The organism is Halanaerobium congolense (assembly GCF_004366375.1).
Lineage (GTDB): Bacteria > Bacillota > Halanaerobiia > Halanaerobiales > Halanaerobiaceae > Halanaerobium > Halanaerobium congolense.
In genome coordinates, this window is the sequence record NZ_SOEF01000012.1 from 30,441 (window position 1) to 45,804 (window position 15,364).

General features: G+C 33.2%; 13 protein-coding genes. 4 read left to right on the top strand and 9 right to left on the bottom strand.

Going from position 1 to position 15,364, the window contains the following annotated elements; all coding sequences use genetic code 11:
• Positions 1–61: 61 nt before the first annotated feature.
• Entirely contained in the window at positions 62–1,228 is a 1,167-nt protein-coding gene (locus C7954_RS05665; protein WP_073158082.1) for a nucleotide sugar dehydrogenase, read from the bottom strand.
• Between the two features lie 242 nt (positions 1,229–1,470).
• On the opposite strand from C7954_RS05665, the gene C7954_RS05670 reads away from it, so the two are divergent.
• Positions 1,471–2,733 (top strand): glutamate--cysteine ligase, encoded by a 1,263-nt coding sequence (locus tag C7954_RS05670; protein WP_073158079.1) that lies wholly within the window; start codon positions 1,471–1,473, stop codon positions 2,731–2,733.
• Positions 2,734–2,798: 65 nt separating this feature from the next.
• Here the strand turns inward: C7954_RS05670 and C7954_RS05675 are convergent, their stop codons facing one another.
• The 3 genes from C7954_RS05675 to C7954_RS05685 form a co-directional block, all read right to left on the bottom strand.
• Entirely contained in the window at positions 2,799–4,040 is a 1,242-nt protein-coding gene (locus tag C7954_RS05675; RefSeq protein WP_134059061.1) for a GumC family protein, read from the bottom strand.
• A 92-nt stretch (positions 4,041–4,132) separates the two neighbouring features.
• Positions 4,133–4,765, bottom strand: coding sequence for a hypothetical protein (locus C7954_RS05680; RefSeq protein WP_073158071.1), 633 nt, complete (start codon positions 4,763–4,765; stop codon positions 4,133–4,135).
• A gap of 45 nt (positions 4,766–4,810) precedes the next feature.
• The gene (locus C7954_RS05685; RefSeq protein WP_073158069.1) at positions 4,811–5,152 is read right to left on the bottom strand and encodes a phage holin family protein; all 342 of its coding nucleotides are present in this window, start codon (positions 5,150–5,152) and stop codon (positions 4,811–4,813) included.
• Between the two features lie 259 nt (positions 5,153–5,411).
• Here C7954_RS05685 and cysK point away from each other — a divergent pair, with 259 nt between their 5' ends.
• Together cysK and C7954_RS05695 are read left to right on the top strand one after the other, a co-directional pair.
• The gene (gene cysK / locus C7954_RS05690; RefSeq protein ID WP_073158066.1) at positions 5,412–6,323 is read left to right on the top strand and encodes a cysteine synthase A; all 912 of its coding nucleotides are present in this window, start codon (positions 5,412–5,414) and stop codon (positions 6,321–6,323) included.
• A gap of 268 nt (positions 6,324–6,591) precedes the next feature.
• Positions 6,592–7,695, top strand: coding sequence for a DUF362 domain-containing protein (locus tag C7954_RS05695; protein ID WP_134059063.1), 1,104 nt, complete (start codon positions 6,592–6,594; stop codon positions 7,693–7,695).
• An 89-nt stretch (positions 7,696–7,784) separates the two neighbouring features.
• Here C7954_RS05695 and C7954_RS05700 read toward each other — a convergent pair whose 3' ends face one another.
• The 5 genes from C7954_RS05700 to purB form a co-directional block, all read right to left on the bottom strand.
• Positions 7,785–8,903: an aldo/keto reductase gene (locus C7954_RS05700; RefSeq protein ID WP_133505707.1), complete on the bottom strand. Its 1,119-nt coding sequence runs from the start codon at positions 8,901–8,903 to the stop codon at positions 7,785–7,787.
• A gap of 261 nt (positions 8,904–9,164) precedes the next feature.
• The gene (gene cysE, locus C7954_RS05705) at positions 9,165–9,821 is read right to left on the bottom strand and encodes a serine O-acetyltransferase (protein WP_073158057.1); all 657 of its coding nucleotides are present in this window, start codon (positions 9,819–9,821) and stop codon (positions 9,165–9,167) included.
• 132 nt (positions 9,822–9,953) lie between these two features.
• On the bottom strand, positions 9,954–11,246 hold the full coding sequence (gene purD, locus C7954_RS05710; RefSeq protein WP_073158054.1) for a phosphoribosylamine--glycine ligase: 1,293 nt from the start codon (positions 11,244–11,246) through the stop codon (positions 9,954–9,956).
• Between the two features lie 25 nt (positions 11,247–11,271).
• Entirely contained in the window at positions 11,272–12,543 is a 1,272-nt protein-coding gene (locus tag C7954_RS05715) for an adenylosuccinate synthase (protein ID WP_089716909.1), read from the bottom strand.
• An 81-nt stretch (positions 12,544–12,624) separates the two neighbouring features.
• Positions 12,625–13,923, bottom strand: a complete 1,299-nt coding sequence (purB, locus tag C7954_RS05720; protein ID WP_089716908.1) for an adenylosuccinate lyase — start codon at positions 13,921–13,923, stop codon at positions 12,625–12,627.
• 306 nt (positions 13,924–14,229) lie between these two features.
• Between purB and C7954_RS05725 the strand changes: the two genes are divergently transcribed.
• Positions 14,230–15,348: a DnaD domain protein gene (locus C7954_RS05725; RefSeq protein ID WP_089723139.1), complete on the top strand. Its 1,119-nt coding sequence runs from the start codon at positions 14,230–14,232 to the stop codon at positions 15,346–15,348.
• Positions 15,349–15,364 lie beyond the last annotated feature (16 nt).

Genomic DNA, 15,364 nt, shown 5'->3' on the forward strand with positions numbered 1-15,364 from the left:
GAGTTGAATTTTAAAAAGCATCTTCCTTTTTGCAAAAAGGAAGATGCTTGCTCATTTTAAACTAATTATTGTTGAATAAATCTCTAGTATAAACTTTTTCTTTTACATCTTCTAGCTCTGCAGCCATCCTATTTGCCACAATAATTTCTGATTCTGTTTTAAATTCATCCAAATCTTTAATCACTTTTGATCTATAAAATTCATTTTCTTCGAGGGTTGGTTCGTAAATAACTACCTCAATTCCCTTAGCTTTAATTCTCTTCATCACACCTTGGACAGAAGATTGTCTGAAGTTATCAGAGTTTTTCTTCATTGTTAAGCGATAAACCCCAACCTTTTTCGGCTGCTGTTTAATAATCATTTCAGCGATATGATCTTTTCTAGTTCTATTGGCATCTACAATAGCCTGCATAATATTGTTTGGCACATCTTGATAATTAGCAAGCAGCTGTTTAGTGTCTTTTGGCAGACAATAACCTCCATAACCAAAAGAAGGATTATTATAATGATCACCAATTCTTGGATCTAAACCAACACCTTCTATAATTTGTCGGCTATCTAAATCTCTGACCTCGGCATAAGTGTCAAGCTCATTAAAAAAAGCCACCCGCATTGCCAGATAAGTGTTGGCGAATAATTTAATTGCCTCAGCTTCTGTTGAATCTGTATATAAAACAGGTATATCTTCTTTTTCTGCACCTTCAATCAAAAGGTTAGCAAATTCTTCTGCTCTACCAGACTGTTCTCCTACAATAATACGGGAAGGGTATAGATTATCATAAAGCGCTTTACCCTCTCTTAAGAATTCTGGTGAAAAAATAATATTCTCTGTATCAAATTTTTCCCTCAACTCTTCCGTATAACCTACCGGCACCGTAGATTTGATAATCATTACTGCATTTTCGTTAAAAGAAAGCACATTTGCTACAACAGCCTCAACTGTCCTTGTATTAAAATAATTTTGATCTGGATCATAATTAGTAGGTGTTGCAATCACAACATAATCTGCTTCTCTATAAGCTTTTAATGAATCAGTTGTTGCTTTTAAATCAAGTTCTTTATTGGTCAAATAATCTTCAAGTTCAGCATCAACAATTGGAGATTCTCTACGATTAATCATCTCCACTTTTTCTTCTACTACATCTACTGCAGTTACTTCATGGTTTTGAGCAAGTAAAACTGCATTTGAAAGACCAACATAACCAGCGCCTGCAACCGTGATTTTCATTTTATCATTCTCCCTGTATATAAATTTTATTGATGAATAATTTCCCAATCTAATTTTATTATAAATATCCTTGATATTCAAACAAAAAACTCGACATATTTTGCTATTTAAAGCCCAAACTGATAAAATTTCATTACAAAAGCAGGAAATAGCTGATTTATTTATAATATAATAATATATAAGTAATTTTATCAACTTTAATCTAATTTAAAACATCTAAATTATCTTAGAAAGGACAGATTATGAATTATAAAAGCCAGATTAATACATATGTAAATTATTTTGAAAATGCTGAAAGCAAAAAAGAATGTCATAAAATTGGAGTAGAGTTTGAACATTTAATTTTAAATGCTGATTTAACAGCTCTTTCTTATTTTGAAAAGATGGGTATAGAAGAATTACTGGAAGAATTAGCAAAAAATAATGCCTGGGAAGAAATTTATGAAGGAGAACACTTAGTTGGACTAAATAGTGAGCATAAGGCTGTTACCCTTGAACCAGGTGGACAGCTAGAGTTAAGCATTATCCCCTTTTCTGACTTAAAGCAAATAGAAAAAATTTACCTTGATTTTATCGATGAGCTTAAATCTATTTTAAACAAATGGGATAAAAAAATAGCTGTTTTAGGATATCAGCCAGCAAGTAAAATTAAGGATATTCCTTTATTACCGAAAAAACGCTATGATTTTATGTATAAATATTTTAAAGATAAGGGCAAATATGCTCATAATATGATGAAAGGGACTGCTTCAGTCCAGATGAGCATTGATTATATCAATGAAAAAGATTATATTAAAAAAATGAGGGTTGGCTACTTTTTGTCTCCTTTAATTTATTACCTTTTTGATAACACACCTTTTTTTGAAGGTGAAAAAGCAGCTAATGCCAGTATTAGAGAAGATATCTGGACTAAATGTGACCAGCAGCGTTCTGGAACTATCAATGGAATTTTCAATAAAGAGTTTGGCTACAGTGATTATGCAGCATATCTATTGAATACAGAACCAATTATCAGAAAAAAAGACAATGAATTGATTTATACCGGAAATAAAACGCTAAAAAATGTCATGGAAAATGATAATCCAGAAGAAATAGATCATTTTCTTTCAATGGTTTTTCCGGATGTTCGAACAAAAAAATATATTGAAATCAGAGCTGCTGATGCTCTCCCTTATCCCTATAACTTCTCTTTTGTGGCTTTATTAAAGAATATTTTTTATAACCAGGAAAATTTAGATTATTTATATCAGCTTTCTTTAAACTACAATCAGGAAGATTTCTTAAATTTTAATAACAAAATGATTAATGATAAAAAAAATAATCAAAGAAGCAAGCTGATAGCAGAAATCTTAAAAAGAGCAAAAAATAATGCGTCAAAATCTGAATTAAAGTATTTAAATAAATTTGAAAAAACTTATTTAAAATATGGACCGCTTAAATTTAAAACCCTAGCTAATTTAGAAAAGGGGAAAGAAAAAGCACTGGAATGGTGTTTCTTAAACTAAAAATAAAACCCAGAGGATTTCACTTTGATAGTTGAAACCTTCTGGGATTTTTTATTGATATTTAATTATTCTTCTTTCATAAATTCTTTAAAGAAAACTATAAAGACAGCCAACATTAATCCAAGCACTGCCGCAATAGCAACATTTAGTTTTGTGTTGGGACTGACTGGATCTTCAGGTAGATTAGGTGTTGATAATACTATAAAATTAAATTCTCTTTCAGCTAAAGCTTGATCTAGTGATCTTATTTTTTCATTAGAAATATTATATGATTTTTCACTATTCGTTAATTCATCTTGAATTATTGTTTTTTCTTTAGATAAAACAGAAATTTTCTTCTGTAGTTCTGAAATTTCTTGATTTAATTTTTCTCGATCTTCAATATAATTTTCTAAATTATTCTCTTTTGATGTAATCCTGGTTGATAAATTAATCTCACGATTAATTAAATTTTCAAATTCAGGATTCAAAAATTCTTCTTCTGTATTTAGTAAATTAATTAAACTCGTTTGAGAATTAACAGCCTGAAGTTTCTGTAAAAATTCATCGCTTATCAAATTTTTACGAACTAAATATCTTTCAGTATTTTCCAGTCTTGAAGTTATATATTCAAGTTCTTTTTTTTCTGCTTCTAAAACATTTTTTAAATCCATAATATTTAAATTTAATTTTATAACTTTACTTTCTTTATTATCTAAATTTTTTCTTAAAAAATTTAGATTATTTTCACTTCTAAAATTAGTTAATTTTTCTAATGCAGTTTGATATTTTTTATAATCAGCATTAGCCTTATTTTCAATGTTTTTATAATAAGAATTGTTCTCATTAACTAAAAACTCTTCTATTCTATTAATAAAAATATTAATCCATTGTTTTAGAATTGACTGAGTTTTTTCGGGATCGTTAAAATTAAATTTAAAATTTATTTGGTCAGTATTTTCGCTCATACTATAATTTAGTCGATCTAATAATCCTTGTATTTTAATTTCATTATCTTTACTTCTCTCCTGGTTGACTATGTCTAGTATCTCTTTCATTACCATATCACCAGTTAAAACAGCTATATAATCTTCATTAGAAACAACATTACCATTTAATAATTGAAAATTAGGAGCTATAATATTGGCCTCACTTTCATACTGAGGTGAAAGCACAAATGAAGATATAACAAAAGCAGCAATTACTGCTAAAACAACTATTGCTCCAATAAAGAGTTTATTATTCCACAATAATATTATATATTCTCGTAAATCTATCTCATATTCATCGTAATACTCCGGCCCATTATTCCCAAACTCTTGACTCATCAACTATCCCTCCAAAATATATAAACAATTTAACATAATTTATTCTAACTTATTATAAATACAAATTCAAGATTAAATTCCAAATTTTATCTCTAATTAACAATTAATTTTTGCAGATAATTTAAATCCATCTCAAAAATTTCTCCAGCAGATGGCCAGAGTATTAATCTTTGTTGAGAAAAGTTAGCTTTAACCTCTGAAGCATTTTTTCTGTTAATCAGATATAAGTCTTCATTTTTAAGATATTCAATGCTGACTATATTACTATACCTTATATTTAGTGGACTTCCCAGTGATGTTTTGATACTAACACTGTCCTCTACAGTATTGGCAAAGAAAAAATCACCATTTGTAGCTGTTATATTAACCCCTCTATTATTTTTAAAACTACTTGTATTTGAAAAGCTAACCACCTCAATTTCAGCAGGACTAAAAGTTCTCTCTCCTGAATCAGATGCTATAGTTATATTGTTCAACAACTCACCAGTAAAACGGTTGTTTTCAGATAATCTAAACACAAAGCCTCCATTTTTATTCTTTATGCTTTTAAGAAAACGGCTCTGGACTTTAATTTCAGCATAAGGAGTTCTAATCTCAACGTTATTATTTTCAATAGTTCCTCTTAAAGACTGTCCATTCTGCAAGTTAAGTTGATCTGCAGAGACAGACATTGTAAACACTAATATAAAAAGCAGAGTTAATATTAAAAAATTATTATTTCTCATTTTATAATCCCCCTTAAACAAAAAATCCCATTGATTTTGAATTAATTATTCCTCGAACATACTGTGTAGAATACTAGAAACAAAACTAACAATTATTGAAGCCAGTAAAGCAGAAAAAAATCCATTTACCATAAACCCCGGAACAAGTACTGAAGTTAAAGATATCATAATTGCATTAATCACCAGCAAAAAAAGTCCAAAGGTTAAAATAGTAAAAGGTATAGTCAAAATTGTAAAAATAGGTCTAATAAAACCATTAACAAAACCTAAAACAACTGCTGCAAAAAAACCTGTCCAGATACCTGCTACAGTTATTCCCGGTAATAGATAAGCAGCTACCAATAGAGCAACCATTGTTGAAAATACTTTAGCAAAAAAGTAAGTCATTAAAATTCCCCCCTTATCTCATACTATAAATTATAAATTTCATTACTTTCTTATTTTATTTAATTCTACAGTAATTATATTATACCTTTTTATTTCTAATAATGAAAGATTTCCTTTAAAAATTTAGTTTTACAGCTAAAAAATATAATTTATATTCTTTTTTCTAAATATAGTTGACAGTTTTAAAATACTATATTATAATATAATTCAAAGTAAAGTAATCAACTTTAAAATCGTTTGAAATTTAGGAGGAATTTTAATGATTTTTAATAATGTAACTGAATTAATTGGTAATACTCCTTTAGTTAGGTTAAACAGTTTAGTTTCTGATACAGATGCTGAAGTTGTTTTAAAACTGGAAAGTTTTAATCCTGGAGGCAGTATCAAAGATAGAATAGCTTTTAATATGATTTCTGAAGCTGAAAAATCTGGTGAAATTGAACCAGGTGGTGTTTTAGTTGAACCAACCAGCGGTAATACAGGAATTGGAATTGCAATGGTAGGTGCAGCTAAAGGTTATAAAGTAATCTTGACAATGCCAGAATCAATGAGTGAAGAAAGAAAAAAAATGCTGAAAGCATATGGTGCAGAATTAGTCTTGACACCTGCCTCAGAAGGTATGAAGGGTGCAATTTCAAAAGCAAAAGAAATTTCAGCTGAGAGAAACGGCTTCATTCCGTCTCAATTTGATAATCCAGCAAATCCAGATATTCACCGAAAAACTACTGCTGAAGAAATAATTACTGAAACTCATGGTAAAATTGATTATTTTGTAGCAGGTGTTGGTACCGGTGGAACTATCACTGGAACTGGAGAAAAATTAAAAGAAATCATTAATAATCTTAAAGTAGTAGCAGTTGAGCCAGAAAATTCAGCTGTTATTTCTGGAGAAGAAGCTGGACCACATAAGATTCAGGGAATTGGTGCTGGTTTTATCCCTGGGGTCTTGAATACTGACGTTATTGACCGAGTAGAAAAAGTCAAAAATGAAGAAGCTTTTCAAACAACAAAAGATTTAGCTGTTAAAGAAGGTATCTTTGCCGGTATTTCCACTGGGGCTGCAGTTGCCGCTGCACTTAGATTAGCTAAAGAGCTTGATCAAGAACAGAGAATAGTAGTCATTGCCCCAGATACAGGTGAGCGCTACCTATCTACTGGTGTTTTTGCCTAAACATGCCTCTTTTTGGTATACAGGCAATTTTATTTGATTTTTATATTTTTAATAAAAGTTTTCCATGATAATTTGATATAGAATAATTTCCCCTGTGAAAGGCCCGGAGGACCCCCAACCTACCGGGCTATTCCTATGTTTAGTTATGTTCATTTATGTTCACCTACCAGTATGTAAACATAAATGAACATAACTTGTTATTATAAAAAAAATAACATATAATTAAAATACATTTTAAAATATTTTAGCAAAAAAAGGGGAGATTATTATGACAGCTAAAGTTTTTAGAGCAGATATGAAGGCTTCATCGGATAGTGAAAGTCTTGTTAAAAAGTTAGGAAAATTATTCTATAAAGCAGGTTTTCAGGAATTAATTGCTGAAGATGATTTTGTGGCAATCAAGCAGCACTTTGGAGAACCAGGAAATACAGCTTTCATTCGACCCGTATTTACCAGAGAAATTGTTAAAATAGCAAAAAAATTAAAAGGGAAACCTTTTTTAACTGATGCCAACACTCTGTATACAGGAGAGCGTTCTAACTCCGTCGATCATTTGAATGCAGCTATAGCAAATGGTTTTTCATATGCTACTGTCCAGGCACCAATTATTATTGCCGATGGACTGAAAGGTAAAGGATCAACTGAAGTTGAAGTTAATCTAAAACATTTTGACAAAGTTCGAATTGCTTCAGAAATTCTGGAAGCTGATGTCTTAATTAGTCTGGCTCATTTTAAAGGACATGAGCTGTCAGGCTTTGGTGGAACATTTAAAAATATTGGTATGGGACTCGGCAGCAGAGCCGGGAAACAGATGATGCATTCAGCAGTATTACCAGAGATAACTGAATCAGAATGTATTAAATGCATGCAGTGTGTTAAACATTGTCCGGAAGATTGTATAACTATTAATAAAAATAAAAGTTATATCAACCATGAAATTTGTATTGGCTGTGGAGAATGTGTTGTAACCTGTCCAACAGATGCAATTTCTGTTGAGTGGGAATCTACCAGTGAAGGGATGGGAGAACGTCAGGTTGAATTTACATATGGAATTGTTAAAGATAGAAAAAATATATATATCAATTTCATTACCAATGTTTCCCCTGACTGTGACTGTGCTGGCTGGAGTGATCGACCAATAGTAAATGATATTGGTATTTTGGCTTCTAAAGATCCGGTAGCTTTAGAACAAGCTTCTCTAGATTTAGTTAATCAGGCTGAAGCAAAAGGTATGCTTGCAGGTAAAGACTTAAAACCTGGAGACAATAAGTTTAAAGCTGTACATCCCAGTACTGATGGTGGAGTTAAACAAATAGAATATGCTGCTGAAATTGGAATGGGCAGCCGAGAATACGAATTAATCGATTTATAGAATTATGAAAACTGAAAAATTGAACAAATTAAAGGCTCAGCATTTTTGCTGAGCCTTTTTAAATCAATATTACTTTACCTTAATTTAGTCTACTGCATAACATCACTTTCACCTAATTTATAGTCCACAATCTTTAATTTATTTTTTACATCAATCCCATATTTACAAGCCTTAAAATCAGCAGCTCTTTTCAATAAATCAGCAGCTTTAATCTCTAATTTTTTATATCTTTCTCCTGCTATTTCTTTGTTACCAAACCAGAATCGGAGACGATCTCTCAAAGCATAATCAGCAGGATTTCTAGGCCTACCATCATACATCTGACGGTCATAATAGCCCTCAATTTTGAATAGATTCTTTATATTTTCCCCATATTTTTCAGAGACAGTGCAGTTATCACATTGACGGCAGATATAATCTCCTAATTCTTCTGCATTAGAAAAAAGCTGCTCTTTTTCTTCATCTGACATTGGTTTATATTCTTCGATCAGTTTTAAATCCATTTTCAACATTTCCTGATTATTCATTCCTGTAACAACAGCATCTATCGGCAGAGATAAAACATAGCGAAAAGCTGCTTCTACATTTTTCCAAAGAAATCCATCAGCCAGAGGCTTCATGCAAAGTGTACCAATATTTTTTTCCTTAACTAAAGGCAGAAGTTCATCTTCTAGCTTTGGAAAATTAAACTTATCAAAATAATTGAAATGAGTCATCATCACCTCAAACTCGCCTGTTTTTAATGCTTCAATTAATACATCAGGCTGTCCATGAGCAGTAATTCCGATATGATTTACCTTTCCCATTTCCTTTGCTTTTTTAGCTGCTTCTAATGAGCCTCCCGGCTTTAATATTTCTTTTAAATCGGCTTGATTTCGGACTCCATGCATAAAAATTATATCAAGGTGGTCAGTCTGCAAGTTTTTTAGACTTCGGTCAATCTCTGCCATTGCTCCTTCGGCATCTCTAACACCAGTTTTACTTGCCAGAACAACCTGATCTCTTCTATCTTTTACTATTTGGCCAATCTTTTTTTCAGATTCCCCATCACCATAAGAAGCAGCAGTTTCTAAATAATTTCCACCCTGATTGAGATATTTATTCAATAATTGTGCCGCCTTATCAGCTGGAATTTCTATTAAATGAAATCCTCCAAAACCAATCAAACTGACTTCTAATCCAGTTTTTCCGAGTACTCTTTTTTTCATAGTCGATTCCTCTCATTCTATTATTTAAACTTATAAACTGCTTTCCACATAGAAACTGTCTAACTAAAGATTCACCAGAACTTAAGAGAACCTAAGCTGCAGTCTGCCTCCCCATCTTTCTTTGACTCTCCTCGGGGCAAGCCCTCGAGGTTTGCAGGCAGACTTTTACTCTATCAAATCAAGAAAAAAATGACAGCTCTTCTCTTCTGAAAAAGCCGCCATTAATTTATAATAAATCAAATAAAATTTTTAGTCTAACTTTTAACCTGCATCTTCAAACGAATCTTTAGTTAAAATTTCTTTTTTTAATTTTAAAAACTCGGTTTCCAATTCACTTAATTTATCTTTAATTGGGTCAGGTAAATCAGCATGTTCAAGGTCCCGTTCTGGATGGACTCGGCGTCCATCACGGCTGACAACTCGGCCCGGAATTCCAACTACTGTAGAATTTTCTTCAACATCTTTTAAAACTACAGATCCTGCTCCAATTTTAGCATCATCACCAATGGTTATTGAACCTAAAACTTTAGCTCCGGCTCCAACAACTACATTATTGCCAATAGTCGGATGTCTTTTTCCTCTTTCTTTACCAGTTCCACCTAAGGTTACTCCTTGGTAAAGTGTTACATTATCTCCCACTTCAGTAGTCTCACCAATTACAACTCCCATACCGTGATCGATGAAAAAACCACAGCCAATTTCTGCTCCTGGATGAATTTCAATTCCAGTCAAAAAGCGGGCCAGCTGTGAAATCAAGCGAGGAATCGTATGCAGACCTCTTTTATATAACCAGTGAGAAAAACGATGAAACAAGAGTGCATGCAGACCTGAATAGCTTAAAATTACCTCAAATAAATTATTAGCAGCTGGATCTCTATCAAATATTGCGTTAATATCACATTTAAGTGTTTTAAACATTTATTTACCCCCTAAAATCACACCAAAGTCATTTACAGTTAATGCTGACCTAAAAGCAAAGTTATTTACTCAAGTTAATTATATAAAGTCCAGCTGTTAAATGCAAATTTATTTATTCATTTTGCTTCTCTTTTATTCAACTGAAGCTTGAGGAACATTAGAAATTGTAAAACCAATGTCTGTTCTATAATGCATGTCTTTAAATTCTACCTCATTAATATAATCATAGACAGTATCAATAACACTCAAAATGCCTTCACCAACCACTGTCATTCCAAGTACCCTACCGCTGTTGGTAATGTACTTACCATCCTCAAGTTTAGTTCCAGAATGAAATACAATTAAGTCATCATGCTGTTTTAGATTTTCAAGACCTTTAATTTCATAACCTGTTTTATAAGTTAAAGGATAACCAGCTGAAGCAAGAACAACACAAACTGCATCATTATCATAAATCTCAATCTCTTTTTTATACTTTAGTTTAACATCATTAGTTCTCTGCATCAGTTCAAGTAAGTCCTCAGCCAGCAGGGGCATAATCACCTGAGTTTCAGGATCGCCAAAACGGGCATTATAGTCAATTACTTTAGGACCACTTTCGGTTAAAATTATCCCAACATGCATTACACCTCTGTAATCTATTCCTTCACTATTTAAGGCATGCAGAGTTGGTCTTAAAATTTCTCTACAGATCTGATCCATCATTTGTTGGTCAACATAAGGTGAAGGTGAATAAGATCCCATTCCACCGGTATTTGGGCCTTCTTCTCCTTCAAAAACAGCCTTATGCTCTTTTGTACTGGTAACTGGTAATATTGTCTGGCCATCAGTTAGAGCAAAAATTGAAATATCTTCTCCCTCAATAAAATTTTCAACTACAATTCTATCTCCCGCATCCCCAAAGGTCTTATCTTCCATAATTCTGGCCACTGCGTCCTGGGAATCTTGATAATTGGAAGCAACTATGACACCTTTGCCCCCAGCCAGACCATTAGCTTTCACTACAAGTGGATAATCTGCATTTTTTAAATAATTAAGTGCTGTATCTGGATCAGTAAAAACCTCATACTCACCTGTAGGTATATTATATTTATTTAAAATTTCTTTCGCAAAAGCTCTGCTTCCTTCCAGCAGTGCTGCCTGTTTTTTAGGACCAAAGATCGGTATTTTTCTTTCGACAAAGTAATCAACAATTCCTGCTACAAGTGCTTCTTCAGGGCCAACCACAGTCATTCCGATTTCATTTTCCTGAGCAAATTTCGCTAAATTTTCTATGTCATTTGAATCTATATCTACTCTTTCTGCAATTTCAAACATCCCATCATTACCTGGTGCTGCATAAATTTTATCTACATGATCGCTCTGATAAAGTTTCCAGGCTAAGGCATGCTCTCTGCCTCCATTCCCTACTATTAATACTTTCATAACCGATCCTCCTCGTATAATATATTTATCTAATGATTGCTTGTTCACGACCTGGTCCAACACTTATTATTTTGGCTGAAACTCCAATTAAATCTTCAATTCTTTCTATATATTTTTTTGCATTTTCAGGAAGCTGATCATAATCTCTTATTTCTGTAATGTCTTCTTCCCATCCGGGCCATTTTTCATAAACCGGCTCATAAGGTATTTCACTTTCTAAATAAGGTGGAAATTCTTCTACAATTTCTTCTCCATGCTTATAAGCAGTACAGACTTTGATTTCATCAAGACCGGTTAAAACATCTATTTTAGTTAAAGCTATTTCTGTTAATCCATTAACTCTAACTGCATGCTTTAAAATTGGTATATCAAGCCACCCACATCTGCGTGGTCGACCTGTAGTTACACCATATTCATGTCCTTTTTCTCGTAAATATTCTCCCCACTCATTATCTAATTCTGTAGGAAAAGGTCCAGCTCCAACCCTGGTTAGATAGGCTTTAGTCACACCAATCACATCATCAATAGTTGTTGGTCCCATCCCACTGCCGGTGCAAACACCACCAGCTGTTGGATTTGAAGAAGTTACAAAAGGATATGTACCATAATCTATATCAAGTAATGTTCCCTGAGCACCTTCAAAAAATATTTTTTTATTATTTTTATGGGCTTCGTTTAAAAGTAAAGAAGTGTTAGTTACATATGGTCTTAATTTTTCTATATAGGGCTGATATTCCTTGATTATTTCTTCCACCTTTAATTTTTTAGCACCATAAACATTTTTTAGCAGCACATTGTGATAATCCAGAGCTTTTTCTAATTTGGCTCTAAATCTTCCTTCATCCAATAGATCCGCAATTCTGATGCCGCGGCGGGCTGTTTTATCAGTATAGCAGGGACCAATTCCTTTACCAGTGGTGCCGATCTTACTGTCACCTTTGCGTTTTTCTTCTAAAGCATCAAGCATTCTGTGATACGGCAGAATAACATGTGCTGTTTCAGAGATATAGAGGTTTGCTAGAGAAATTCCTCTCTTTTCTAAACCTTCCATTTCTTCAACCATTGCTTTAGGATCTATTACTACTCCTCCACCAAGTACAGATTTCTTGTCTTCATATAAAATTCCAGATGGAATCAAATGCAGCTCATACTTTTTTTCACCAACTATTACAGTGTGGCCTGCATTATTTCCACCACCATAGCGAACTACTAAATCAGCAGTTTGAGCAAGCATATCAGTGATTTTACCCTTGCCTTCGTCTCCCCACTGTGCACCAACAACTATTTTATTAGACATTTGAATTCTCCTCACATATTTATTATCTCTTAACTATAGTTTAACAAAGATTTTAGTAAAGTGCATCTTTTCTTATTTATCTTATTCTGAAAGCCCGTTTCTTTTAAAAATTTGATCAATATTTTTTAAGTAAGCCTGCCAGTCAAAAATTCTTTCCATTTCTTCTTCACTTAAATATTTACTTATTTCTTGATCAGCAGTCACTAATTTTCTGTAATCTGTCTTTTTTTCCCAGGCAGTCATTGCATTTCTCTGGGCCAGCTCATAGGCTTCTTCCCGACGAAGACCCTTTTCGACCAAAGCCAGCATTAAACGCTGCGAAAAAGTTAGACCTAATGTTTTTTCTAAATTTAATTTCATATTATCTTCATTAACTACCAGTTCCTCAATAACTCCTTGGAACTTAACAAGCATATAATCTAACAAAATTGCACTATCAGGCAAAATTACCCTCTCAACTGATGAATGAGTCAAATCTCTTTCGTGCCAGAGGCTTATATTTTCTAGAGCCGGAACTACATTCCCTCGAACAACCCGGGCCAGCCCGCTTAAACGCTCACAAACAATCGGGTTTTTCTTGTGCGGCATTGCCGAAGATCCCTTTTGACCTTTGCGAAAGCCTTCTTCCACCTCTAAAATATCAGTCCGCTGCAGATTCCTTATTTCTGTAGCAAATTTTTCGATTGAGGCAGCTGCCAGAGCAATTCTTTCGATAAAATCAGCATGACGGTCTCTCTGTAAAATTTGTGAGCTAACCAAGGCATTTTTTAAACCCAAAATTTCGCAGACTCTTTTTTCCACTTCTGGATTAATAGTTGCAAAAGTTCCTACTGCTCCTGATATTTGACCAACAGCAACTACCTCCTGCAGCTGTTTGAATCGTGTTATCTGTCTTCCGATTTCTTGATACCAATTTAAAAGTTTGAGACCCCAGGTAATCGGCTCCGCGTGTACTCCATGAGTTCTACCAACCATTATTGTATCTTTGTCAGCTAAAGCTTTTTCAGCTAAAATTTGATGTAAATCTTCTAAATCTTCTAAAATTATTTTACAGGCCTGCTTCATCTGCATAGAACGAGCTGTATCTTTAATATCAGAAGAAGTAACTCCCTCATGAATGAAACGTGATTCTTCGCCTAAATTCTCTGAAATCCCCTCAATAAAGGCAATCATATCATGTCGAGTTTTCGCTTCGATTTCTTTTATTCTTTTGAGATCAACTTCAGCTTCCTGCTCAATTTTTTCGGCTGCTTCGATTGGTATTTCACCCAATTCAGCTCTAGCTTTTAAAATAGCTAGTTCGATTTCAAGCCAGATCTCATATTTCTGCTCCTCACTCCATACTTTTTCCATTTCTGCGCGGCTGTATCTTGAAAGCATATAAATAATCTTCCTTTCTTTTCCCCATATTTAAATTATATTTCTTCTAAAATAAATATTAGGCTTATTTCAGCGTTTTTAATGCTGATAAGCCATAAATTCAGCTATTCTCTTTTTTTCAGTTTAATATTAGCAGATGCAGTTGGTGCTGTCAAGATACGAGGCCAGTTGGAGTTGAATTTTAAGGCAATAACACATATAATTATTAACTGCAGCTGATAAATTTATAGATTCTTCTTAAAAAATCTTTCAAATCTGATATAATAAAAACAGATGTTAAATTTCTGAAGGGTTAATGGTGATATAATGGAACATAATTATTATAAAAAAAGTATTGATTTAAGTGAAAATGAAAGCAGACAGCTTTTAACTTTAGGTGACAGCTTAATTGAAAAAGGTTTTTTGCGACAGTTTTCTGGTGATGAAACTAAGGTTTTACTCTATCTTCTAACACACCTTAAACAGGGTAATGAGATAGAGATTGAACTTCCACTAGCTGCTGGTGCTCTGGGGCTTAAAATTGAAAATTTGCGGAAGCTAATTTCTAATCTGACTAATCTGGGAGTTATAAACCGCAGGACAGCTGAAGGAGAAAACTTTTTTAATTCTTATTTAAACTTAGATGCTATCATTAAGAAAAAAGAAAAAGCTCGAGTAAAAAACGATTCTTCTACAACCGGTTCTGAAATCAGACAGCAGTTAATTAACAGCAATTCAGCTTCTGAAAACGAGATTGCTGCTGCTTTAATTTCTTTTTTACCACCTGCCAACAGAAATATTCATCGGCGGGAAGAAATAAAGAGCTGGCTTAATGATTTTGAAAATCAAATGTTAAAAGAACTAGTGCGGAGAGTTGATAAATGGCTCAAACGCCAGGGCGGTAGTGACCACCTGCAGGGTGCTTATGCTTATTTAAAGGCAATTATTGATAACTGGTATCAGGAAGAAATTACAAGTTATGAAAAATTGCAGCAGCAGGATAAACTGCACCGAGAAACTAAAGAGCTGGCCCGAGCTTATGGAATTAGATCATTTTCCTCTAACACTGCTCAGCTTAAAACTTTTCAAAGTTGGTTAACCGGAGAGCAGGCTTTAAGCAAAGAACTGGCACTGGCTGCTATTAGAGAAGCTGTACACCGCAAAAGAGATGGTCAGCCATCTTTAAAATATGTTGAAGATAATTTTATTAACCCAATTAAAGAACTTGGGATCAGCAATCTAGCTGATTTTAGACGTTGGCTGCAGAAAGAAATGGACGGCAAAGCAGCTGAAGCTGATACTCGTGATCAAAGTGATTCTAAAAGTGAAAATGAAAATAAAAAGAAAAATAAATCAGGAAAATCTAAAATGAATAAAGCAGATGAAGATAATGATAGTTATAAATGGAAAGATTTTTTCATTGATTTCGATAAATATAAGGAGTAACGTTCACCATTTGGAA